The organism is Actinomadura sp. WMMA1423, from assembly GCF_006547145.1.
Taxonomy (GTDB): Bacteria; Actinomycetota; Actinomycetes; order Streptosporangiales; family Streptosporangiaceae; genus Spirillospora.
In genome coordinates this window covers 552974-574213 of sequence record NZ_CP041244.1, presented here as the reverse complement: position 1 = coordinate 574213, position 21240 = coordinate 552974, and the positions used below count along the sequence as shown (strand labels likewise).

Genomic DNA, 21240 nt, shown 5'->3' with positions numbered 1-21240 from the left:
CGGCGGTCAGGCCAGCGCCTCGGCCTCCTCCTGCTCCACCTGCCGGTTCCAGTCGCGCTTTCCGGACTGCCAGCCGTCCTCGTCGCGGCCGCGCCGCCAGTAGCCGGAGATCGACAGCCGGTCCAGGGGGAGGCCTCGCTCGACGCGCAGGTGGCGCCGGAGCGCCTTGACGAGGCCCGCCTCGCCATGGACGAAGGCATGCACGTCGCCGGAGGGGAACTCCAGCTTCTGGACGGCCTCGACCAGCAGGTCGCCGACCTCGCCGCCGCCCCGGTGCAGCCAGACGATCTCCGCGTCGCCGGGCGTGCGCAGGGCCTGCTCCTCCTCGGGGCCCGCGACCTCGATCAGGGCCCGGACGGGGGCGCCCTCGGGGACGCGTTCGAGGGAGGCGGCGATCGCGGGCAGCGCGCTCTCGTCGCCGGCGAGCAGGTGCCAGCCGGCGTCGGCGCGGGGCGCGTAGCCGCCGCCCGGGCCGTTGAAGTAGATCTCCTCGCCCGGCCGGGCGCTCGCCGCCCACGGGCCGGCGAGCCCCTTGTCGCCGTGGTGGACGAAGTCGATCGTCAGCTCGCGCGCCCCGGCGTCCCACGCCCGGACGGTGTAGGTGCGGGTGCTCGGCCACTGGTCGCGCGGCAGCTCGGCGCGGACCCGCTCCATGTCGAACGGCTCGGGATAGGCGACGCCCGGCCGGGGGAACAGCAGCTTCACGTAGTGGTCGGTGAACTCGCCCGCGCCGAATTCCGAGAGCCCGTCGCCGCCCAGGACCACGCGGATCATGTGCGGTGTGAGCCGCTCGGTGCGCAGCACCGTCCCCCGGTGGAGCCTGCGTCCCTTGCGTGCCGGTTCCGTCGCCATACGGTCCCCTCAGATGATCCGGATCACAGTGCTTAGGGAACCCTAACCTCTGATTCATCCGGAATGTTCCCCGGCGGGGCCCGGCGGTCAGCGCGCCGCGTCCGGGGGTGCCGGACGGGTCCGCGCGACCTCGGCCGCGAGGGCCTCGAACGCCGCGCCGGTCTCCTCCTCCGCGAGGACGGTCGCCAGCGTCGACTTCACGATGACGACGCCGTTCCGGGGCGAGACCCAGATGAGCTGGCCGCCGAGGCCGTTGGCGGAGAAGTCGCCGTTCTCCCCGAGCCACCATTGCAGGCCGTACCCCTGGTTGAACGGGGCGGACGGCCGCGTCGACTCCGCCACCCAGGAGGCGGGGACGACCTGGCGTCCGTTCGCCCGGCCGCCGTTCAGGTACAGCAGGCCGAACCGCGCGAAGTCGCGGTCGGTGGCGTAGTAGCAGCAGTAGCCCATGCTGTTGCCGTTGGAGTCGTTGCCGAGGAACGCCCTGGAGGCCATTCCGGCCGGTCCCCAGATCTTCTTCTGGACGTAGGCGTGGTAGGGGACCCCGGTCGCCTTGGCCACGACCCAGGAGAGGACGAACGAGTTCATGCTCGTGTACTCGAACCGCGTCCCCGGCTCCCATCCGCGCTTGCGCTGCCTGGCCAGCTCGGTCAGCGGATACCCGAGGCTCGCGGCGACGTGCACGAACGGCACGTCGTTCGTCTCCGTCCATTGGACGCCCGACGACATCCGCAGCAGGTCCCGCAGCGAGACGCCGTCGTACCCCGACCCCCCCAGCTCCGGGACGTACCGGGTGACGGGGTCGTCGATGGAGTCGATGAGGCCCTCGCCGAGCGCGATGCCGACCGCGGCGGAGGTGAACGACTTCGCCATCGACCACGACTGGAACAGGGTGTCGCGGTCGGCGGCGGCGTAGCGCTCGAAGACGATGTCGGCGCGGTCCAGGACGACGAAGCCCTGCGTCCCGGTGCGGGCGAGGTAGTCGTCGAGGGTGTGCTCGCGGCCCTCGTAGGTGTAGGTGACCTTGAGCGGACGGTAGGCCTGGCGCAGGCCGACGGGGTCGGACGAGGGCGCCAGGGGGTCGAAGCCCCGCGCCGCCTCGGTGACGCGGGCGGGCGGCGCGGGCGGCGGCGAGGGCGCCGGGGGAGCGGCGTGCGCCGGGGGAGCGGCGAGGGCGGCGGTGACGGCGGTTGCGGCGAGTGCGAGCGTCCAGGGGCTGCGGCGCATCGGACCTCCGTGGGGGCGGGATCGGCCGGGGTTCCGCCCCGATGGTGAGCGCGCGGCGCCTCCGCGTCCATGGTGCGGGGCGACGAAATCCGGCGGCGGACATGGCGCCGCGGCACAAAGGCCCGCGGCCTGCGTCCGGTGACCCTCCGAACAGGACCGTCTGCGGTACGTTCGACGGATTCGCGCGCCCTCTCATCCCCGCGCCCCGTCATCGCCGCGCCGCCGGAGGAACGATGTCCGTGCTCGCCCACCTGCTCGCCGCCGTCTCCGACGGCTCCGTCGAGATCGTCGACCTGACCGCCCCGCTGTCGGAGCGGACCCCGATCCTGCGGCTGCCGGAGCCGTTCGCCAACACCGTCCCGTTCCGGCTGAGGGAGATCAGCCGGTACGACGACCGCGGGCCGGCCTGGTACTGGAACGACATCGAGACCGGCGAGCACGTCGGCACCCACTTCGACGCCCCGGTGCACTGGGCCACCGGCCGTGACGGGGAGGACGTCTCGCAGGTCCCGCCCGCCCGGCTCGTCGCCCCCGCCGTGGTGCTGGACGCCTCCGAGCACGCCGCCGCCGATCCCGACTTCCTGCTGGAGATCGACCACGTCCGCGCCTGGGAGAGCGAGCACGGCCCGCTCCCGGACGGCGGCTGGCTCCTCTACCGGACGGGCTGGGACGCCCGCGCCGCCGACCAGGACGCCTTCCTCAACGCCGACGAGAACGGCCCGCACACGCCGGGGATCTCCGCCGAGTGCGCCCGGTGGCTCGCCAAGGAGACGCCCCTGCTCGGGCTCGGCGTGGAGACCGTGGGCACCGACGCGGGCGCCGCCCACGGCTTCGACCCGCCGTTCCCGTGCCACTCCTACTTCCTGGGTGCGGGCAAGTACGGACTCACCCAGCTGCGGGGCCTCGACCGCCTCCCGGCCCGCGGCGCCGTGCTGCTCGCCTCGCCGCTGCCGATCGTCGGCGGCTCGGGCAGCCCCGCCCGCGTGCTCGCGCTGATCGAGCGATGAACGTCGCTGAGGCCGTCGGGCAGGCCCTCGCGCGGTTCGGCGCCGGCACCGTCTTCGGGGTCGTCGGCAGCGGCAACTTCCATGTGACCAACGCGCTGGTCGCGAACGGCGCCCGGTTCGTCGCCGCCCGCCACGAGGCCGGCGCCGTGACGATGGCCGACGCCTACGCGCGGGTGGGGCGCGGCCTCGGCGTCGCGACCGTCCATCAGGGGCCGGGCCTCACCAACGCGGTCACCGGCATGGCGGAGGCCGCCAAGAGCCGCACGCCGCTGCTCGTGGTCGCGGGCGAGGTGGCCGCCGGCGCGGTCCGCTCCAACTTCCGCGTCGACTAGGCGGCGATCGCCGCCGCGGTGGGCGCCGTCCCCGAGCGGGTCCACTCCCCGCAGACCGCCCTCGCCGACGTGGCGCGCGCCTGCCGGACGGCGGTGGCCGAGCGCCGCACCGTGCTGCTCGGGCTCCCGCTGGACGTGCAGGCCGCCGACCTGCCGGACGCCGCGGCCCGGACGTCCGCGCGGAGCCTGCCCGGCCGGGTGCCGGCGCTGCCGGTGCCGCCGCCCGCCGCGGTCGACGGCCTCGCCGACATGCTCCAGGACGCGCTGCGGCCGGTGTTCGTCGCGGGCCGCGGCGCGCGCCTGTCGGGCGCCCGCGACGCCCTCTCCGAGCTCGCCGCGCGCTGCGGGGCGCTGCCCGCGACGTCGGCGGTGGCGCGCGGCCTGTTCGCCGGCGACCCCTTCGCCCTGGACGTCAGCGGCGGGTTCGCCACGCCCGCCGCGGCCGAGCTCATCGGCGGCGCCGACCTGGTCGTCGCCTGGGGCTGCTCCCTCAACGCCTGGACGACGCGGCACGGCGCGCTCATCGCCAGGGACGCCGCGGTCGTGCAGGTCGACGTCGACGCCCACGCGCTCGGCGCGCACCGCCCCGTCGACCTCGGGCTGATCGGCGACGCCGCCGAGACGGCGCGGGCGGTCTCCGCCGAGCTCGACGCGCGCGGTCACCGGTCCGCCGGCTACCGCACCCCCGAGGTCGCGAAGCGGCTCGAGGGCGAGGGGCGCTGGCAGGACGTCCCCTACGACGAGCATCCCGACGACGGCGGGGGCGGCCCCCGGATCGACCCGCGCACGCTGACGATCGCCCTGGACGGGATGCTGCCGCGCGAGCGCACGGTCGCCGTCGACTCCGGCAACTTCATGGGCTACCCGGCGATGTTCCTCGACGTCCCCGACGAGGACGGCCTCGTCTTCACGCAGGCCTTCCAGTCGGTGGGGCTCGGCCTCGCCACCGCCATCGGCGCCGCCGCGGCCCGCCCGGACCGGCTCACCGTCGCCGCGCTCGGCGACGGCGGCGCGCTGATGTCGGTCGCGGAGCTGGAGACCGCCGTCCGGCTCGGGCTCGGGCTGCTCGTGCTCGTCTACGACGACGAGGCCTACGGCGCGGAGGTGCACCACTTCGGCCCGGGCGGGCACCCGCTCGGCAACGTCACCTTCCCGCCGGCGGATCTGGCCGCCATCGGGCGCGGTTTCGGCTGCGCGGCGGCGACCGTCCGGGCACCGGCCGACCTCGCGGCGGTGGCCGACTGGCTGGCGGGGCCCCGCGACCGGCCGATGGTGGTGGACGCCAAGACCACCCGGCGGTCCCCCTCATGGTGGCTGGAGGAAGCGTTCCGGGGTCATTAGATAACTCTGTGTAGCACCGTCCTCTTTGGGAACGATCACGATCACGGCCCGCAGCGGCCCGGTCACACGCCCGAGGAGGAGACATGACGCGAGGGCCGAGGCTCCCCGAACTCGCCAGGGAGATGTCGGCGGAGTTCGCCGGCACGCTGATCCTGATCCTGTTCGGGGTGGGCGTCGTCGCCCAGGTCGTGGCGGGGAGCGGGCTCGGCGAGCCGCAGAGCCTCGGGAACCACGACAGCATCGCCTGGGCCTGGGGCATCGGCGTCACGCTCGGCGTGTACGTCGCGGCCAGGATCAGCGGTGGGCACCTCAACCCGGCCGTCACCCTCGCGCTGGCGGTGTTCCAGGGGTTCCCCTGGCGCAAGGTGCTGCCGTTCTGGTTCGCGCAGACGCTCGGCGCCTTCGTGGCCGCCCTGATCGTCCGGTGGGACTACAGCGAGATCCTCGCCAAGTTCGACCCCGGCCACACCCTGAAGTCCCAGTTCGTGTTCTCCACCCTGCCGGGCAACGGCTCGCTCCCGGTCGGCACCTGGGGCGCGTTCCGCGACCAGGTGATCGGCACCGCCATCCTGCTGTTCCTCGTCCTCGCCCTCACCGACGTCCGCAACGCGCCGCCGCTCGCCAACCTGGCCCCGCTGATCATCGGCCTCGTGGTGGTGGCGATCGGGATGGCGTTCGGCTCCGACGCCGGCTACGCGATCAACCCGGCCCGCGACTTCGGGCCCCGGCTCGCCCAGTACATCACCGGGTACGAGACCGCCTGGCGGGACCAGTACGGCGGCCTGTACTTCTGGGTGCCGATCTTCGGGCCGCTGATCGGCGGCGTGCTCGGCGCCGGCCTGTTCCTCCTGCTCGTCGGGCGCAACCTCCCGGAGGAGGAGGGCGCCCTGCCCACGGAGCCGAAGCCGGAGTACGACGTCACCTGAGGTGCCCGTTCGCACGGGCGGAAAGGAAGAGTCCATGGCCGACTTCGTCGGGGCGCTCGACCAGGGCACGACCAGCAGCCGATTCATGATCTTCGACCACGGCGGCAACGAGGTCGCCCGCCACCAGCTCGAGCACGAGCAGATCCTGCCCCGGGCGGGCTGGGTCGAGCACAATCCGACCGAGATCTGGGAGCGCACCCGCTCGGTCATCGAGAGCACGCTGAACAAGGCGAGCCTGTCCCACGGCGACCTGGCCGCGTTCGGCATCACCAACCAGCGCGAGACGACCGTGGTGTGGAACCGGCGCACCGGCCGCCCCTACTACAACGCGATCGTCTGGCAGGACACCCGCACCGACCGCATCGCGTCCGCGCTCGAGCGCGACGGCAGGGGCGAGACGATCCGGCACCGCGCCGGGCTGCCGCCCGCGACCTACTTCTCCGGCGGCAAGATCCAGTGGATCCTGGAGAACGTCGACGGGGTCCGCGAGGCCGCCGAGAACGGCGACGCCGTGTTCGGCAACATCGACACCTGGGTCCTGTGGAACCTCACCGGCGGGACCGACGGGGGCGTGCACGTGACCGACCCCACCAACGCCAGCCGCACCATGCTCATGGACCTGGAGACCCTGTCCTGGGACGACCAGCTCCTGTCGTTCTTCGGGATCCCGCGCTCCATGCTCCCGGAGATCAAACCGTCCTCGGCGCCCGACGCCTACGGGACGACCCGCGCGGGCGGCCCGCTCGGCGGCGAGGTGCCCCTCACCGGAATCCTGGGCGACCAGCAGGCCGCGACCGTGGGGCAGGTGTGCTTCTCGCCCGGCGAGGCCAAGAACACCTACGGCACCGGCAACTTCCTCCTGCTCAACACCGGCGAGGAACTCGTCCGCTCCAAGGCCGGAATGCTCACCACCGTCTGCTACAAGTTCGGCGACGACGCGCCCGTCTACGCGCTGGAGGGTTCGATCGCGGTGACGGGGTCGGCGGTGCAGTGGCTGCGCGACCAGCTCGGCATCATCTCCGGCGCCGCGCAGAGCGAATCGCTGGCCCGCCAGGTCGACGACAACGGCGGCGTCTACTTCGTCCCCGCCTTCTCCGGCCTGTTCGCCCCCTACTGGCGATCCGACGCCCGCGGCGCCATCGTCGGCCTCTCGCGCTACAACACCAACGCCCACCTCGCCCGCGCCACCCTGGAATCCATCTGCTACCAGTCCCGCGACGTCGTCGAAGCCATGCGCGAAGACTCCGGCGTCTCCCTGGACGTCCTCAAAGTCGACGGCGGCGTCACCGCCAACGAACTGTGCATGCAACTCCAGGCCGACATCCTCGGCGTCCCGGTCTCGCGACCCGTCGTCGCCGAAACCACCGCCCTGGGCGCCGCCTACGCCGCCGGCCTCGCCGTCGGATTCTGGAACACCACCGACGAACTCCGCCAGAACTGGAACGAGGACAAACGCTGGCACCCCACCTGGAACGAAGACCAGCGACGGGAGGGCTACGCGGGCTGGAAGAAGGCCGTGGAGCGCACATATGGCTGGGTGGAAGTTGACTAAGCACTGGCTGAAGCGAACGGTGGGGCTCCTGCGCCGCGGGTAGTTGATCTAGCATCCGCCGAGACGGCGCCGTCCCGCCCGGGCCGGCCGCCGCCGGCCCGCCGAGAGGAACCGCATGCCCAGCCGCCTCGCCGCAGTCGCCCTCACCGCCGCCGGGACGCTCGCTCTCGGAGGCGCCGGCGCGCTCGCCGCCGGTTCCGCGCAGGCGGCGCCCGCCGCGCCGCAGGCCCCGCCGCGCGCCCAGCGGGCGGCGGTCGACTTCACCGGGATCGTCGCGTTGAGCAACTGCTCGGGCTCCCTCGTCCGCGGTCCCCGGTCGCGGGACACCGACGCGGCGCTGGTCCTGACCAACGGCCACTGCCTGGAGTCGGGCATGCCGGACGCCGGCGAGGTGATCGTGGACCAGAGGTCGTCCCGCACGTTCACCCTCCTCGACCGCTCGGGCGGCGGGAACCTCGGCACGCTCCGGGCCACCAGGGTCGAGTACGCCACGATGACCGACACCGACGTGACGGTGTACAGGCTGAACACGACCTACGCCGCGATCCAGAGCCGCTACGGGATCCCCGCGCTGCGCCTGTCGACGGCCAGGCCGCAGGACGGCACGGAGATCCGGATCGTGTCCGGCTACTGGCGGAAGATCTACGGCTGCCGGATCGGCGCGACCGTCTACCGGCTGCGCGAGGCCGAGTGGACGTGGAAGGACTCCATCCGGTACACGCCGCAGTGCCAGACCATCCACGGGACGTCGGGATCGCCCGTCATCGACGCCCGGACGCGCGACGTCGTCGGCATCAACAACACGGGCAACGACGACGGCGAGCGCTGCACCCTCAACAACCCGTGCGAGATCGACCGCGCCGGGAACGTCACCGTCCGGCAGGGCGTCCACTACGGGCAGCAGACCTACCAGCTCGCCCGCTGCCTCGGCAAGGACAACGACGTGGTGCTGGGCGGGGCGTGCGCGCTGCCAAAGCCCTGATCCTCACCGCCGGGCGACCCGGGAGGGGAGAAGGGGCGTTCGGCCCGTCCCGCCGCCCGGGGCTTTCTCAGCCGCCCGGTGCCGGTAGTCTCGGCAGAGACCCGGAGACGGGGAACGGCGGTGGGGCCCGCCGTGCCAGGACGGCGAACCGCGGAGCGTTCCGCCAACGGTCCCTACCGGTGAAAGCGTCACTACTGGTAGGAGCTTGCCGTGACCGGCCGTCCCGTCGATCCCGATGTCGACCTGCATGTTCCGAGGCAGCGGTCCGAGCTGCGCGACTCGCCGTGGGGGGTGCTGGCCGCCATAGCGGCCGGCGGCGCCCTCGGATCCCTCGCGCGGTACGGCCTCGGCAGCGCGTTCCCCCATGAGGCGGGGGAGTTCCCCTGGGCCGTCTTCTGGGTGAACGTCTCGGGGTGCCTCCTGATCGGCGTTCTGATGGTCCTCGTCACCGAGACATGGCAGGCGCACCGGCTCGTGCGCCCGTTCCTCGGGGTGGGGGTCCTGGGCGGCTTCACCACGTTCTCGACCTACGTCGTCGACGTCCAGGAGATGGTGGGCCACGGCGCGCCGCTGACGGGGCTGGCGTACCTCGCCGGCACGCTCGCCGCCGCGCTCGCGGCGGTCTGGGCGGGTGTGCGCCTGACGCGCCTCCTCGCCCGGCCGTGCCGCCGGGAGGCGGTCGCCCGGATCCGCCGGGCCGAGCGGACCGAGGCGGGTGCCGAATGACCGTCGTGCTGATCGTGCTGGGCGCCGCGCTCGGCGCTCCGCTGCGCTACCTCACCGACCGGGCCGTCCAGGCCCGGCACGACTCGGTCTTCCCGTGGGGGACGTTCGCCGTCAACGTCTCGGGGTCCTTCGTCCTCGGCCTGCTCGCGGCCCTGCCCGCGCACGGCGGCGTGATGGCCTTCGCCGGGACGGGGTTCTGCGGTGCCCTGAGCACGTACTCCACATTCGGCTACGAGACCCTGCGCCTGGCAGAGGACGGCGCGCGCTCCTACGCCGCGGCCAACGCGGTGGCGAGCATCGTGGCGGGCCTCGGCGCGGCCTACTGCGGGATGGCGATCGCGCAGGCCGTCGCCGGGTGAGAAACCTGGCGCGGCCCAGGCTCGCAGTTCGGGGCACTTGGCTCCGAGCTCGCGAGTGGGCCGCGACGTGACTCTGCCCAAGAGGCCTTCTCCGTAAACCGGTAGGTGTCTGGACTGTCACCGCACGGGCAGCGCCACGTTCCGTCCCGGTCACACCCGGGCCGGACACGGCGCGGGTGTCACGGCCACGACGGCTCCCGCGAGGGGCACACGACCAGCTCGCGCACCTCGCAGCCGGGCGGCTGGGCGAGCGCGAACGCGATGGTCGCGGCCACGTCCTGCGGCCGGCTCAGTTGCGACTCGGGGCCGGGCCTGTACCGGTCGGAGCGGCCGTCGAAGAACGCGGTGTCCATGCCGCCCGGCACCACCATGGTGACGGCGACCTTCCCCGCCATCTCGGTGGCGAGCGCCCGCGTGAATCCGACGACGCCGAACTCGGACGCGCAGTAGGCGGTGGCGTCGCTCGCGGCGCGGAGCCCGAGGGTCGAGGCGACGGTGACGATCCGCCCCTGGGGCTCGTTCTCCAGGTAGGGGAGCGCGGCGCGCACCACGGCGGCGGTGCCGAGCAGGTTCACCTGGACGACCCGGTCCCAGTCCTCTGCGGGGACCTCCGACAGCGTCCCGCAGGCGTCGATGCCGGCGGCGGTGACGACGGCGTCGAGGCCTCCGGCGGCGCGCGCGAGGCAGTGCACGGCGCGCTCGGCGCACCGGCGGTCGGCGAGGTCGGCCTGCATGTGCTCGAAGTCCTGCTTCGGGGGGTGCCGGTCGAGGACGAGGGGCCGCCCGCCGTCGTCGGCGACCCTCCGCGCGACGGCCGCGCCGAGTCCCGAGGCACCGCCGGTGATGAGGACGTTCATGACGCGTCTCCCTTCGTTGTCGACAGCGGGCGCGGGGTGGAGCGCCCCTTACGGGGGACCTGCTCGCCGGAGCCGGAGCGGCCGGCCTCCCCGGGGAGGCCGGCGGCCGCGAACTCGTCCGACGCCACGATCTCCACCGCGGCGGCGACCTCGTCGGCTCCGACCGACGACAGGCAGGGGTGGCCGTCCACCGGGCAGTCGCGGGCGCGGCTGTCCTTGCACGGCGCCCCCTGGTCGCCGAGCAGCGCCAGCGGGACGCCGAAGGGGGCCCACCTGGCGGCGGGGACGGTCGGCGCGAACAGCGAGACGACGGGCGTGCCGACGGCGGCCGCCAGATGCGCGGGGCCGGTGTTGCCGGCGACGGCGGCGCAGGCGCTGCGCAGCACCGACGCCAGCTCGGGCAGGCTGGTGCGCCCGCCGAGGTCGAGGCCGTCCTCCCCGGCGACCAGCGCGGTCAGGTCCTTCTCGTCCTCGCCGCCGGTCACGACCACCCGGCGCCCCGCCGCGGCGAGCAGCCGCACCGCGTCGGCGCAGCGCCCGGGAGGCCACCCGCGCGCCGGGGCGGACGTCCCCGGGTGGACCACCACGTAGCCGGGCCCTCCGGTGAGGTGGTCGATGTCGGGCAGCGGGCCGCGGACCCGCAACCGGGTGTCGGCGGGGGCGGGGAACCCGGCGTCCTCCACCAGGGCGAGCATGCGCAGCGGCTCGGGCACGTCGGTGTCGGCCCGGTGCCGCAGGTCCAGCAGCGACCCGGGGTAGTCCTCGCCGATGCCGCCGATCCAGGGCGTCCCGGCGAGCCGCAGCAGCAGCGCGAGCGGCAGCGGCGACTGGTGGGCCGAGGTCAGGATCAGCGCCCGGTCGAACCCCTCCAGCTCGCCGACGAGGCGGTCGACGGCCGCCTGCTCGACGGGCACGCGGTCCGGGTCGATCCAGGGGGCGCGCCACTCGACGACCCCGTCGACGCCGGGCAGCATGTCGGCGGCGGGCCGCCCGCGCGGCCCGCAGAGCAGGACGACCTCGTCCGCGCGCCGGGCGACCGCCCGGACGGCGGGCCCGGCGAGCAGGACGTCGCCGATGCCGTCCTGGCGGGCGACGAGCACCCTCACCGGGGCCGCCTTCCGCCGGGGGCGGGGTCGGGGTCGGCGGGGCCGTCCGGCGCTGGTGCGGCCTGCGGTCGCGGCCCGGAGCGGGCCGAGCCGGCGATTCCGTTGATCCCGAGCACGCGCATGGGCACCCCGTTCCGGCGTAGCCTTCGGCGAGACAGGGGAGTGCCGTCGTCCTAGGCACCGCGCTCCGGCCAGAACGGCCGGAGCGGAATCCCCTACAGGTAATTCCGGACATTGCCCGGAACGGTGCCCCTAAACGCTCATGTCTGAAGAGTCGCTGGTAATAGAAGTGTCAGGTAATGCGGTATCTGCATGTATATAGGGGATTTCGGAGGGTGCCGCCCCCTGCCGGAGCACCGGCGGTCAGGGACGGTCCGCCGTTCGGCCGCGGGCCAGGGAGAGCGCGCAGAGTGCGCCGAACAGGACCATGCCGGCGAGCGCCCATCCGGTGCCGTACTCGGCGTGCCGGGTCGATCCGCCGGACCCGGCCAGGGTGAGGAACAGCGTCCCGACGGTGGCGATGCCGGCCACCTGCGCGAGCTGCAGCAGCGTGAGCAGCAGCCCGCTGGCGTCGGCCGCGTCGCCGGGCGCGACGTGCTTCAGCGCGATCGTCATGATGATCGGCATCACCCCGAGCCCGAACCCGATGACCACGGTGAGCGCCTCGTAGGCGAGCCCGCCTCCGGCCAGGGGACCGACGAACAGGTAGCCCGCCCCCGCCACCGCGAACCCCGCCGGGACGGCGCGCCCGTGCCAGCGGGCGGGCAGCCGCTGCCAGTTCAGCCCGACGAGCCCGAACGCGGTCACGCACGGCACGAACGCCAGCCCCGACTCCAGCGGGGACATCCGCAGATCGCCCTGGAGGTGCAGGGTGGTGGTGAACAGGAACGACGACCAGCTCGCCGGGCCGAACACGATCGCCACGCAGGCCGGGACCAGCAGCGGGGTGCGCAGCACCCGGAGGGAGACCAGCGGCCGCCCGCCCGCCGCCGCCACCCGCCGCTCCACCGCCGCGAAGGCGGCGGCGAACACGGCGCTGGCCGCCAGCGACGCCCAGCCCCACAGGGGCCAGCCCAGCTCGTGCCCCATGATCAGCGGTACCACGAGCAGCAGCACCGCCGGTGCCAGCGTGAGCACGCCGGGCAGGTCCAGCTCGGCCCGCAGCGGGCGCGTCCGGGGCGCGGGCTCGTCGCGGGGCAGCACGCGCGGCCCCGCGAGCAGCAGCGCGGCGCCGATCGGCACGTTGACCAGGAAGACCGTCCGCCAGCCCGTCCCGAACAGGTCCGCGCCGACCAGCAGGCCCCCGGCCGCCTGCCCGACGACGACGGCGCCCGCGATGACCGCGGAGTAGACGCCGAGGGCCCGCCCCCGGGCCGCGCCCGTGAAGTCCCTCTGGATCATCGACATCACCTGCGGCGTCAGCATCGCCGCGCCGATGCCCTGCAGGAAGCGGAACACCACCAGGGTCCCGGTGGACGGCGCCAGCCCGCAGGCCAGCGACGCCGCCGTGAAGGACGCGAGGCCGAGGTGGTAGAGGCGGCGGTGGCCCGCGACGCCGCCGAGCCGCGCGCCCGTGATCAGCAGGACCGCGTACGAGATGATGTAGCCGGCCACGATGAGCTGGAGCCCCGCGCCGGAGGCGTGCAGGTCCGTGCGGATCGTGGGGAGGGCCACGTTGACGATGTTCACGTCGAGGATGGCCATGAACTGGCCGAGCAGGATGACGGCGAGCGCGAGCCCCCCGGATCCGTTGCGCGGCTCCCGTTCGGGAATCGTCCCGCGCAGGTCGGTTGTCTGTGTCATGTGTACGAGCGTGCGGGCGGACCGGTACCGGTAACGAGAGCCTGCCGATACTGGTACTGACAGCACCTGGAAGAGCGCGCGGGCCCGAGGCAGGCTGGAGGAGTGACGATGACGAGTGCGCCGGCCCCGCCCACCGCCCGCGGCGGCGCCGGACCGCGCCGCCGCACGGAGCTGGCGGCGTTCCTGCGCAGCAGGCGCGAGCGGATCACCCCCGAGGACGTGGGGATGCCGCCCGGCCCGCGCCGCCGCACGCCCGGCCTGCGCCGCGAGGAGGTCGCCCAGCTCGCCGGGGTCGGCGTCACCTGGTACACGTGGCTGGAGCAGGGCCGCCCGATCAACGCCAGCACCCAGGTGCTGGACGCGGTGGCGCGCACCCTGCGGCTGGACGGCGCCGAGCGCGAGCACCTGTACCGGCTGGCCGACGTCCCGGACGCCGCGGTCGACGAGGACGCCGAGACCCTCCCCGAGGACGTCCAGGGCATCCTGGACGCGCTCGTGCCGATGCCCGCGGCGGTGGCCAACGCCCGCTCCGACATCCTGGCCTGGAACTCCGCCTACGCCGCGATCTTCCCGCACGTCCCGCGGGCCCGGCCGTGCGAGCGCAACACGCTGTGGATGGTGTTCACGCTGCCGCCGTGCTGCAACCCGGTCGCGAACCTGGAGGAGTCGGCGCCCGACCACGTCGCGGTCTTCCGGCACCGCTACAGCCGGCATCTGGACGAACCGGGCTGGAAGGACCTCGTGCGGCGCCTCCAGGCGGCCAGCCCCATGTTCGCCCGGCTGTGGGCGTCCCACGACGTGGCGCTGCCGGGGCCGACCGTCAAGGTGTTCCGGCACCGCGCCGTCGGCGAGATCCGGACCCGCACCACGAGCATGGACATCACCGCGTCGCCGAACGCGAGGCTCATCGTCTACACGCCGACCGACGAGGAGAGCCGGGACCGGATCGCCTGGCTGCTCGACGCCCCGGAGGCGGCGGCCCCCGACCACCGGCACTGAGCCGGGGTCAGTGGCGGGCGCGGCGCGCGATCACCACGAGGTCGACGGCGGCGATGACGGCGACCGCCGCGCAGATGCCCGCCGCGGTCCAGGAGCCGTCGCCCGAGCCCCGCACGGCGAAGACGATCGCGGCGGCCACCGCGCCGACCAGCGCGACCGCGGACAGGACCGCCCGCAGCGCCAGCGGGCTGCGCGCGGTCAGCGGCTCGTCCCCGCGCGGCTGCTCGTGCGGATACGGCCCGTGCGAGCCGGGGCCGTGCCACCCGGGCTCGTTCCGGCCGAGTCCGTCCCGGCCGCCTTCGCGCCGCTCGGGCTCGTCGCGGCCGCCCTCACGCCGCCCGGGCTCGCGGCCCTCGGGCTCGCGGCCCTCGGGTTCGTGCCGCTCGGGCTCGCGGCCCTCGGGCCCCTGCGCTCCGGTGCCGCCCACGGCTCACCCTCCCCGGGCGAGTGCGCGGCCGCCGAACGCGCTCCTCGGCGTCATCTGCTCCATGTGCTGCTCGTGCCCCGTGGCGGCCGGGTCGATGCACGCGCGGCCCCGATCGCCGGACGGGGTCAGCCGTCGCTGGAGGCCGCCCAGATGTTGATGCCCGCCTCGACGGCGTCCCGGTCGATGGCGGCGAGCTCGTCGGAGGTGAAGTCGAGCCGGTCGAGGGCGGCGAGGTTCTCCTCCAGCTGCGCGACGCTGCTCGCGCCGATCAGCGCCGAGGTGACCCGGCCGTCGCGCAGCGACCAGGCCAGCGCCATCTGGGCGAGCGACTGCCCGCGCCCCCTGGCGATCTCGTCCAGCGTCCGGACGTGCCGGAGGTTGTCCTCGGTGAGCAGGCTCGTCGACAGCGACGTGCCCTTGCTCGCCCGGGACCCCTCCGGGACGCCGTCGAGGTACTTGCCGGTCAGCATGCCCTGCGCGAGGGGCGAGAACGCGATGCAGCCCGCGCCCTCCCGGTCGAGCGTGTCGAGCAGCCCGCCCTCGATCCAGCGGTTGAGCATCGAGTAGGACGGCTGGTGGATCAGCAGCGGCGTCCCCATCTCCCGCAGGATCGCCGCCGCCTCGGCGGTCCGCTCGGGGGAGTAGGACGAGATGCCCGCGTACAGGGCCTTGCCGGACCGGACGGCCCGGTCCAGCGCCCCCATCGTCTCCTCCACCGGGGTCTCCGGGTCGAACCGGTGGCTGTAGAAGATGTCGACGTAGTCGACCCCCATCCGGCGCAGCGACTGGTCGAGGCTCGCGAGCAGGTACTTGCGCGACCCCCACTCGCCGTAGGGGCCGGGCCACATGTCGTAGCCCGCCTTGGTCGAGATGATGATCTCGTCCCGGTAGGGGGCGAGGTCCTCGCGCAGGATCCGGCCGAAGTTGGTCTCCGCGGACCCGTAGGGCGGCCCGTAGTTGTTGGCGAGGTCGAAGTGCGTGACGCCGAGGTCGAACGCCCGCCGCAGGATGGCCCGCTGGACGTCCACCGGCCGGTCGTCGCCGAAGTTGTGCCACAGGCCCAGCGAGATCGCCGGAAGCCGCAGCCCGCTCCGGCCGCACCGCCGGTAGGGAATCCGCTCATATCGGCCGCTGTCCGCCAAATAGGTCATGGTCAAAAGTATTTCAGGATGAGCGGTACACCGGACGTCCGCCGACGAAGGTCGTCCGACATGCCGGCCGGACGCGCCCGGCCGATATGACCTGTGTCACATTCCACCAGGGCCGAGCCCTCGGCGCTGCGGGAGTACACAAAGGATCGGGGGGCCGGCTGTCATGTCTGCGGGGGTGGAGGAGGCTCGGAAGCGGCGAGAATGGTCGGAGATGAGGACAAGGAGGTCCCAGTGGTCGTGCTGCGCAGTTACGTGTCGGGTTCCTGGCGTGCCCCGGAGGAGGAGGGGGCGCCGTTGCATGACGCCGTCACCGGGGAGGAGGTCGCCCGGATCTCCTCGGCGGGGATCGACATGGGCGCCGCCCTGGAGTACGGGCGGTCGGTCGGCGGCCCGGTGCTGAGGGAGCTGACCTTCCACCAGCGTGCGGCCCTGCTGAAGGCTCTCGCGTCCCATCTGCGGGAGCACCGCGAGGAGCTTTACGCGCTGTCCGCCAGGACGGGCGCGACGCTGGGCGACTCGAAGTTCGACGTGGACGGCGGCATCGGCGTCCTGTTCGCCTACGCGAGCAAGGGCAAGCGCGAGCTGCCGAACGACACCGTGCTGGTCGAGGGCGACGTCGAGCCGCTCGGCCGCGGCGGGACGTTCGTCGGGCAGCACCTGTGCACGCCGACGCACGGCGTCGCGGTGCAGATCAACGCGTTCAACTTCCCGGTGTGGGGTCCGCTGGAGAAGCTCGCGCCCGCGTTCCTCGCGGGGGTGCCGAGCCTGATCAAGCCGGCGAGCCAGACCGCCTACCTGACCGCCCGGCTGGTCGAGCTGGTCGTGGAGGCCGGGATCCTGCCCGAGGGCTCGGTGCAGATGGTCTGCGGCGAGCCGCGCGACCTCCTCGACCACCTCACCGAGCAGGACATCGTCGGGTTCACGGGGTCGGCGTCGACGGCCCGGCTGCTGCGCACCCACCCCGCCGTCGTGGGGAACGCGGTGCGGTTCAACGCCGAGGCCGACTCGCTGAACTGCTCGGTCCTCGGGCCGGACGCGGTGCCCGGCACGGCGGAGTTCGACCTGTACGTCAAGCAGCTCGCCGCGGAGATGACCGTGAAGGCGGGCCAGAAGTGCACGGCGATCCGCCGGGCGCTCGTCCCCGCCGCGCTGATGGACGACGTCACCGAGGCGGTCCGGGAGCGGCTCGCGAAGGTCACCGTCGGGAACCCGTCCGACCCGTCGGTGCGGATGGGCGCCCTCGCCACGCTCGACCAGCGCGAGGAGGTGCGCCGCTCCCTGAAGGCCCTCATGGACGCGGGCCGCGTCGTGTTCGGCGACCCCGAGCGGGTCGAGGTCGTGGGCGCGGACGCCGAGCGCGGCGCGTTCATCTCCCCGGTGCTGCTGCGCGCCGACGACGCGGGCCGCGCCGAGCCGCACGAGGTCGAGGCGTTCGGGCCGGTCAGCACCCTGATGCCGTACGAGGGCGCCGAGCAGGCGGTGGAGCTGGCGGTGCGCGGGCGCGGCAGCCTCGCCGGGTCGGTCGTGACCGGCGACGCGGAGTTCGCCCGGAAGGTCGTGCTCGGCGCCGCGCCGTGGCACGGCCGGCTGCTCGTGCTGAACGCCGAGGACGCCAAGGAGTCGACCGGGCACGGCTCACCGCTGCCCGCGCTCGTCCACGGCGGTCCCGGGCGCGCCGGCGGCGGCGAGGAGATGGGCGGGATCCGCGGGGTCGTGCACCACATGCGGCGCACCGCCGTCCAGGGCGGGCCCGCGATGCTCACCGCGATCACCGGGCGCTGGGTCCCGGGCACCGACCGGACCGTCACCGACGAGCACCCGTTCCGCAAGCACCTGGAGGACCTGCGCGTCGGCGACACCGCCGTCGGCGGCCCCCGCGCCGTCACCCTCGCCGACGTGGAGCACTTCGCCGAGTTCACCGGCGACACCTTCTACGCCCACACCGACGAGGACGCCGCCAGGGCGAACCCGTTCTTCGGCGGGCGCGTCGCGCACGGCTACCTCGTCGTGTCGTTCGCGGCCGGGCTGTTCGTGGAGCCGGCCCCCGGGCCCGTGCTGGCGAACTACGGCCTGGAGAACCTCCGGTTCCTCACGCCCGTCAAGCCGGGCGACGAGCTGACCGTCACCCTGACGGCCAAGCAGATCACGCCGCGCGAGGGGGCCGACTACGGCGAGGTCCGCTGGGACACCGACGTCACGAACCAGGAGGGGGCCTCGGTCGCCAAGTACGACGTCCTGACGCTGGTGGCCAAGCGCCCGCGGCACGACTGATCTTGGGGCTGGGGAGCCGGCCCGCAAGATGATACGCATGAAGGGAGGCGTCTGCGGGGGAGACGGACACGTTCAGCGCCGAACGGGGTGCGCCCATGATCAGTCCCCTCCACATCCAGACGGTGCGCGAGGTCGTCCGCACCGGCTCGTTCGCGGACGCGGCCCGCAACCTCGGGTACACCGCGTCCGCCGTCTCCCAGCAGATCGCCGCCCTGGAACGCGCCTGCGGCCTGGTGCTGTTCGAGCGCCGGGCCCGCAGCGTGCGCCCGACGAGCACCGCGTTCCTGCTGGTCAGCAAGGGCAACGACGTGCTGTCGGCGCTCGACACGCTGGAGCGGGAGCTGCGCACGGTCGCCAGCGGCGAGCGCGGCGCCCTGCAGCTCGGCAGCTTCCCGACCGCCAGCGCCCGCATCCTGCCGCGGGTGCTGGCGGAGCTGTCGCGCGTGCGGCCCGGCATCGACATCTCGCTGGCCGAGGGGGAGCCGGACGAGCTGCTGCCCGAGCTGCTCGACGGCGACCTCGACCTCCAGCTCGTCTACCGCTACGACCTGTTCCCGCGCACCTGGCCCGACCAGATCGTGGAGACGCCGGTGATGGACGAGAACCTGGTGCTGTGCGTCCCCCGCGACCATCCGCTCGCCGGGGGCCGCACCGCCGCGCTGCGGGACCTGCGGTCGGAGACGTGGATCGCGAGCCGTCCCGAGAGCTCGGGCGCGCAGGCGCTGCTGCGGCTGTGCGGCACCGCCGGGTTCGTCCCCGACATCGCGTTCCGCAGCAACGACTACGCGGTGGTGTGCGGCCTGGTCGCGTGCGGCCTCGGCATCGCGCTCGTCCCCGCGCTCGGCTGCGTCCCGGCGCCGGGGCTGTGGACGCTGCGGCTCAGCCGCCGCAGCCCCCGGCGGCACGTCACCGTGCTGCGCCGCACCACCAACACCAACCCGCTCGTCAAGGACGCCATGCGCGGCCTCATCGAGGTCGCCCGGGGCGTCGAGAGCGAGGTCAGCGGCGCCACCGGCCCTTGAGCTCCATCGCGGCCCGCACGCGCTCCTGCGCGAGCGCGACGGCGGCCTCGTGCGTCGTCGTGCCCTGCGCGCGGGCGGCCTCGAGGACCCGGGCCGTGTTGTCGCGCATCTTCGCCGAGACCGCCGCGAACACCGCGCCGGTGTCGGGGCGGAACGCCGAGTGGCGGGCGTCCATCGCGAACCCCGCCGCGACGACGCCGCCCGCGTTGGCGACGAAGTCCGGCACGACCGTCACGCCGCGCTCGGCGAGGACGCGCTGCGCCGCCCGCCCGGTGGGCAGGTTCGCGCCCTCGACCACGATCGCCGCCTGGACGTCCGCCGCCGCGTCCGCGTCGATGACGTCCTGCAGAGCGGCCGGGACGAGGATGTCGGCCGGGACGGACAGCTCCGCGCCGGCCTGGAGGAGCCGCCCGCCGTACTCCCGCACCGCCGCGTCGCCCGCCTCGGCGCGCAGGGCGAGGAGCCGCCCGACGTCCAGGCCGTCCGGGTCGTGCAGGGCCCCGTGCACGGTCGAGACCGCCACGACGGTCGCGCCCAGCTCGTGCAGGCGCCGCGCCGCCGCGTGCCCGACCGCGCCGAACCCCTGCACCGCGACCCGCGCGCCCCGCAGGGACATCCCGGCGTGCCGGGCGGCGGCGTCGGCGGCCTCCGCGACCCCGAACCCGGTCACGCCCAGTTCGTCGTAGGGCATGCCGCCGAGGACGTGCGGGGTGCCGACGGCCGCGCCGCGGTCGTCCAGCTCGTCCTGGACGATCGCCGCGTCCCGCTCCGACAGCCCCATGTCGAGCCCCGCCACGTACCGGCGGGGGATCTCCTGGGACAGGGCCCGCACGAACGCGCGCAGGACGGCCTCCCGGTCCGGCGACGCCGGGTCCGCGGCGATCCCCGCCTTCGCGCCGCCGAAGAACAGGTCGACGCCCGCCCACTTGTAGGTCATGACCCGGGCGAGCCGCGCCACCTCCGCGACCGTCACCGACGGGCTCATCCGCATGCCGCCCTTGCCCATGCCGCGGGCGGTGTTGTCGATGACGAGCACGCCCCGCATCCCGGTCCTGGTGTCGGACACGCACACGACCCGCTCGGGGCCCCACTCGTCCATCAGCGCGAGCACGTCAGACACGGTTGGTCTCCGGGCGGAGGGCGTCGCCGGCGAACCGCGCGGCGTTCAGGGGGCCGACGTCGGTGAAGGGCGCGCGGCCGAGGTACAGGTCGCGGACGACCTCGCCGACCGCCGGGCCCTGCAGGAAGCCGTGGCCGGAGAAGCCGGTCGCGTACAGGAACCGCGAGACCGACGCGTCCTCGCCGATGAGCGCGTTGTGGTCGGGCGTCACCTCGTAGAGGCCCGCCCATCCGCCCGCCAGCCCCACGTCGAGGAGGCCTGGCGCGCGGGCGCCGATCGCCTCGGTGAGCCGGGGGAGCCACGCGTCGGAGCGGTCCAGCAGGAAGCCGGGCCGCTCCTGCGGGTCGGACATGCCGAGCATCAGGCCCTCGCCCTCGGCGTGGAAGTAGAACGAGGTCGCGAAGTCGATCGTCATCGGCACCGGGCGCGGCAGGTCCGGGATCGGCTCGGTGAAGACGATCTGGCGGCGCAGCGGCTCGACCGGCAGGTCCACGCCGGCCATCCGCCCGACCTCCGCCGACCAGGCCCCGGCCGTGCACACGACGGTGGAGGTCGCGATGCGCCCGCGCGAGGTCCGCACCGCCCTGATCTCGCCGCCGCCGGTCTCGACGCCGACGACCTCGCAGCCGGTGCGGATCGTCGCGCCGTGCCGCCGCGCGCCCGTCGCGTACCCGAGGACGACCGACTCGGGCGTGCAGTGCCCGTCGTCGGGGGAGAACGCGGCGGCCAGCAGGCCGTCGGGGGAGACCAGCGGCGACAGCCGGGTGGCCTCGTCCACCGAGACCATCCGGCTGGGCACGCCCAGCTCGTTCTGGAGGGCGACGCCCGCCTCGAACGCCGCGACGTCCTCGGGCCGCGACAGCAGGAACAGGTACCCGACCCGGTGCAGGTCGATCTCCTGCCCCGGGCGCTCGGGGAACCGGGAGAACGCCTCCAGGCTGCGGGCGCCGAGCCGGATGTTGACCTCGTCGGAGAACTGGGCGCGCACACCGCCGGCCGCCTTGCACGTCGAGCCCGAGCCGAGCCCGTCCCGCTCGACGAGCACCACGCGCCGGACGCCCGCTTCGGCGAGGTGGAACGCGACGCTCGTCCCCATCACGCCGCCGCCGATGACGACGACGTCGGCCTCGGTCGCCGCCCCTGCCCCGGCTCCGTTCGCCGCACCGGTGTCCATGGCCCG

Annotated in this window: 20 protein-coding genes; 11 read left to right on the top strand and 9 right to left on the bottom strand. The window is 74.2% G+C overall.

The features are described 5' to 3' along the window. Window positions 1-6: 6 nt before the first annotated feature. Window positions 7-852: a siderophore-interacting protein gene (locus tag FKD65_RS02885; RefSeq protein ID WP_141576004.1), complete on the bottom strand. Its 846-nt coding sequence runs from the start codon at window positions 850-852 to the stop codon at window positions 7-9. 87 nt (window positions 853-939) lie between these two features. After that, window positions 940-2079, bottom strand: coding sequence for a serine hydrolase (locus FKD65_RS02880; RefSeq protein WP_141576003.1), 1140 nt, complete (start codon window positions 2077-2079; stop codon window positions 940-942). A gap of 233 nt (window positions 2080-2312) precedes the next feature. Between FKD65_RS02880 and FKD65_RS02875 the strand changes: the two genes are divergently transcribed. The 8 genes from FKD65_RS02875 (at window position 2313) to FKD65_RS02845 (ending at window position 9304) form a co-directional block, all read left to right on the top strand. Next, window positions 2313-3086: a cyclase family protein gene (locus FKD65_RS02875; protein WP_141576002.1), complete on the top strand. Its 774-nt coding sequence runs from the start codon at window positions 2313-2315 to the stop codon at window positions 3084-3086. Next, window positions 3083-3418: a thiamine pyrophosphate-binding protein gene (locus tag FKD65_RS45330; protein WP_240809940.1), complete on the top strand. Its 336-nt coding sequence runs from the start codon at window positions 3083-3085 to the stop codon at window positions 3416-3418. The genes FKD65_RS02875 and FKD65_RS45330 overlap by 4 nt, the downstream gene beginning before the upstream one ends. A gap of 18 nt (window positions 3419-3436) precedes the next feature. Next, on the top strand, window positions 3437-4759 hold the full coding sequence (locus FKD65_RS02870) for a thiamine pyrophosphate-binding protein (RefSeq protein WP_240809939.1): 1323 nt from the start codon (window positions 3437-3439) through the stop codon (window positions 4757-4759). Between the two features lie 83 nt (window positions 4760-4842). After that, entirely contained in the window at window positions 4843-5685 is an 843-nt protein-coding gene (locus FKD65_RS02865) for an MIP/aquaporin family protein (protein ID WP_240809938.1), read from the top strand. A gap of 34 nt (window positions 5686-5719) precedes the next feature. Continuing rightward, window positions 5720-7237: a glycerol kinase GlpK gene (gene glpK / locus FKD65_RS02860; protein ID WP_141576001.1), complete on the top strand. Its 1518-nt coding sequence runs from the start codon at window positions 5720-5722 to the stop codon at window positions 7235-7237. Between the two features lie 115 nt (window positions 7238-7352). Then, window positions 7353-8219, top strand: coding sequence for a serine protease (locus tag FKD65_RS02855; protein ID WP_141576000.1), 867 nt, complete (start codon window positions 7353-7355; stop codon window positions 8217-8219). Between the two features lie 210 nt (window positions 8220-8429). Further along, window positions 8430-8945 (top strand): fluoride efflux transporter CrcB, encoded by a 516-nt coding sequence (gene crcB / locus FKD65_RS02850; RefSeq protein ID WP_141575999.1) that lies wholly within the window; start codon window positions 8430-8432, stop codon window positions 8943-8945. After that, complete coding sequence (locus tag FKD65_RS02845) at window positions 8942-9304, top strand: CrcB family protein (RefSeq protein WP_141575998.1); 363 nt, start codon at window positions 8942-8944, stop codon at window positions 9302-9304. Before crcB ends, FKD65_RS02845 begins: the two co-directional genes overlap by 4 nt. 179 nt (window positions 9305-9483) lie before the next feature. Here the strand turns inward: FKD65_RS02845 and FKD65_RS02840 are convergent, their stop codons facing one another. From FKD65_RS02840 to FKD65_RS02830, 3 genes are all read right to left on the bottom strand, one after another. Beyond that, complete coding sequence (locus FKD65_RS02840) at window positions 9484-10161, bottom strand: SDR family oxidoreductase (RefSeq protein WP_141575997.1); 678 nt, start codon at window positions 10159-10161, stop codon at window positions 9484-9486. Beyond that, entirely contained in the window at window positions 10158-11267 is a 1110-nt protein-coding gene (locus FKD65_RS02835; protein ID WP_141575996.1) for a glycosyltransferase family 9 protein, read from the bottom strand. Before FKD65_RS02835 ends, FKD65_RS02840 begins: the two co-directional genes overlap by 4 nt. Before the next feature lie 363 nt (window positions 11268-11630). Beyond that, window positions 11631-13070, bottom strand: a complete 1440-nt coding sequence (locus FKD65_RS02830) for an MFS transporter (RefSeq protein ID WP_141575995.1) — start codon at window positions 13068-13070, stop codon at window positions 11631-11633. 108 nt (window positions 13071-13178) lie between these two features. On the opposite strand from FKD65_RS02830, the gene FKD65_RS02825 reads away from it, so the two are divergent. Next, complete coding sequence (locus FKD65_RS02825) at window positions 13179-14069, top strand: helix-turn-helix transcriptional regulator (protein WP_141575994.1); 891 nt, start codon at window positions 13179-13181, stop codon at window positions 14067-14069. 7 nt (window positions 14070-14076) lie between these two features. Here FKD65_RS02825 and FKD65_RS44720 read toward each other — a convergent pair whose 3' ends face one another. Together FKD65_RS44720 and mgrA are read right to left on the bottom strand one after the other, a co-directional pair. Next, window positions 14077-14496 carry a DUF6343 family protein gene (locus FKD65_RS44720; protein ID WP_205718527.1) on the bottom strand — a complete coding sequence of 140 codons (420 nt, stop codon included), beginning with the start codon at window positions 14494-14496 and terminating at the stop codon, window positions 14077-14079. Window positions 14497-14621: 125 nt separating this feature from the next. After that, window positions 14622-15647: an L-glyceraldehyde 3-phosphate reductase gene (mgrA, locus tag FKD65_RS02815; protein WP_141575993.1), complete on the bottom strand. Its 1026-nt coding sequence runs from the start codon at window positions 15645-15647 to the stop codon at window positions 14622-14624. A 231-nt stretch (window positions 15648-15878) separates the two neighbouring features. Between mgrA and paaZ the strand changes: the two genes are divergently transcribed. Together paaZ and FKD65_RS02805 are read left to right on the top strand one after the other, a co-directional pair. Further along, window positions 15879-17918 carry a phenylacetic acid degradation bifunctional protein PaaZ gene (paaZ, locus tag FKD65_RS02810; protein WP_141575992.1) on the top strand — a complete coding sequence of 680 codons (2040 nt, stop codon included), beginning with the start codon at window positions 15879-15881 and terminating at the stop codon, window positions 17916-17918. 95 nt (window positions 17919-18013) lie between these two features. Further along, complete coding sequence (locus FKD65_RS02805) at window positions 18014-18940, top strand: LysR family transcriptional regulator (RefSeq protein ID WP_141575991.1); 927 nt, start codon at window positions 18014-18016, stop codon at window positions 18938-18940. On the opposite strand, the gene FKD65_RS02800 is transcribed toward FKD65_RS02805, so the two are convergent. Together FKD65_RS02800 and FKD65_RS02795 are read right to left on the bottom strand one after the other, a co-directional pair. Beyond that, entirely contained in the window at window positions 18918-20060 is a 1143-nt protein-coding gene (locus FKD65_RS02800) for a Glu/Leu/Phe/Val dehydrogenase (protein WP_141575990.1), read from the bottom strand. The two genes, FKD65_RS02805 and FKD65_RS02800, sit on opposite strands and share 23 nt — an antisense overlap. Continuing rightward, window positions 20053-21234, bottom strand: coding sequence for an FAD-binding oxidoreductase (locus FKD65_RS02795; RefSeq protein ID WP_141575989.1), 1182 nt, complete (start codon window positions 21232-21234; stop codon window positions 20053-20055). Before FKD65_RS02795 ends, FKD65_RS02800 begins: the two co-directional genes overlap by 8 nt. Window positions 21235-21240 lie beyond the last annotated feature (6 nt).

Bases quoted from the DNA above. Each gene is read 5' to 3' on its own strand.
- FKD65_RS02885 (WP_141576004.1), bottom strand. From the start codon at position 852: ATGGCGACGGAACCGGCACGCAAGGGACGCAGGCTCCACCGGGGGACG.
- FKD65_RS02880 (WP_141576003.1), bottom strand. From the start codon at position 2,079: ATGCGCCGCAGCCCCTGGACGCTCGCACTCGCCGCAACCGCCGTCACC.
- FKD65_RS02875 (WP_141576002.1), top strand. From the start codon at position 2,313: ATGTCCGTGCTCGCCCACCTGCTCGCCGCCGTCTCCGACGGCTCCGTC.
- FKD65_RS45330 (WP_240809940.1), top strand. From the start codon at position 3,083: ATGAACGTCGCTGAGGCCGTCGGGCAGGCCCTCGCGCGGTTCGGCGCC.
- FKD65_RS02865 (WP_240809938.1), top strand. From the start codon at position 4,843: ATGACGCGAGGGCCGAGGCTCCCCGAACTCGCCAGGGAGATGTCGGCG.
- glpK (WP_141576001.1), top strand. From the start codon at position 5,720: ATGGCCGACTTCGTCGGGGCGCTCGACCAGGGCACGACCAGCAGCCGA.
- FKD65_RS02855 (WP_141576000.1), top strand. From the start codon at position 7,353: ATGCCCAGCCGCCTCGCCGCAGTCGCCCTCACCGCCGCCGGGACGCTC.
- FKD65_RS02845 (WP_141575998.1), top strand. From the start codon at position 8,942: ATGACCGTCGTGCTGATCGTGCTGGGCGCCGCGCTCGGCGCTCCGCTG.
- FKD65_RS02840 (WP_141575997.1), bottom strand. From the start codon at position 10,161: ATGAACGTCCTCATCACCGGCGGTGCCTCGGGACTCGGCGCGGCCGTC.
- FKD65_RS02830 (WP_141575995.1), bottom strand. From the start codon at position 13,070: ATGACACAGACAACCGACCTGCGCGGGACGATTCCCGAACGGGAGCCG.
- FKD65_RS02825 (WP_141575994.1), top strand. From the start codon at position 13,179: ATGACGAGTGCGCCGGCCCCGCCCACCGCCCGCGGCGGCGCCGGACCG.
- mgrA (WP_141575993.1), bottom strand. From the start codon at position 15,647: ATGACCTATTTGGCGGACAGCGGCCGATATGAGCGGATTCCCTACCGG.
- FKD65_RS02805 (WP_141575991.1), top strand. From the start codon at position 18,014: ATGATCAGTCCCCTCCACATCCAGACGGTGCGCGAGGTCGTCCGCACC.
- FKD65_RS02795 (WP_141575989.1), bottom strand. From the start codon at position 21,234: ATGGACACCGGTGCGGCGAACGGAGCCGGGGCAGGGGCGGCGACCGAG.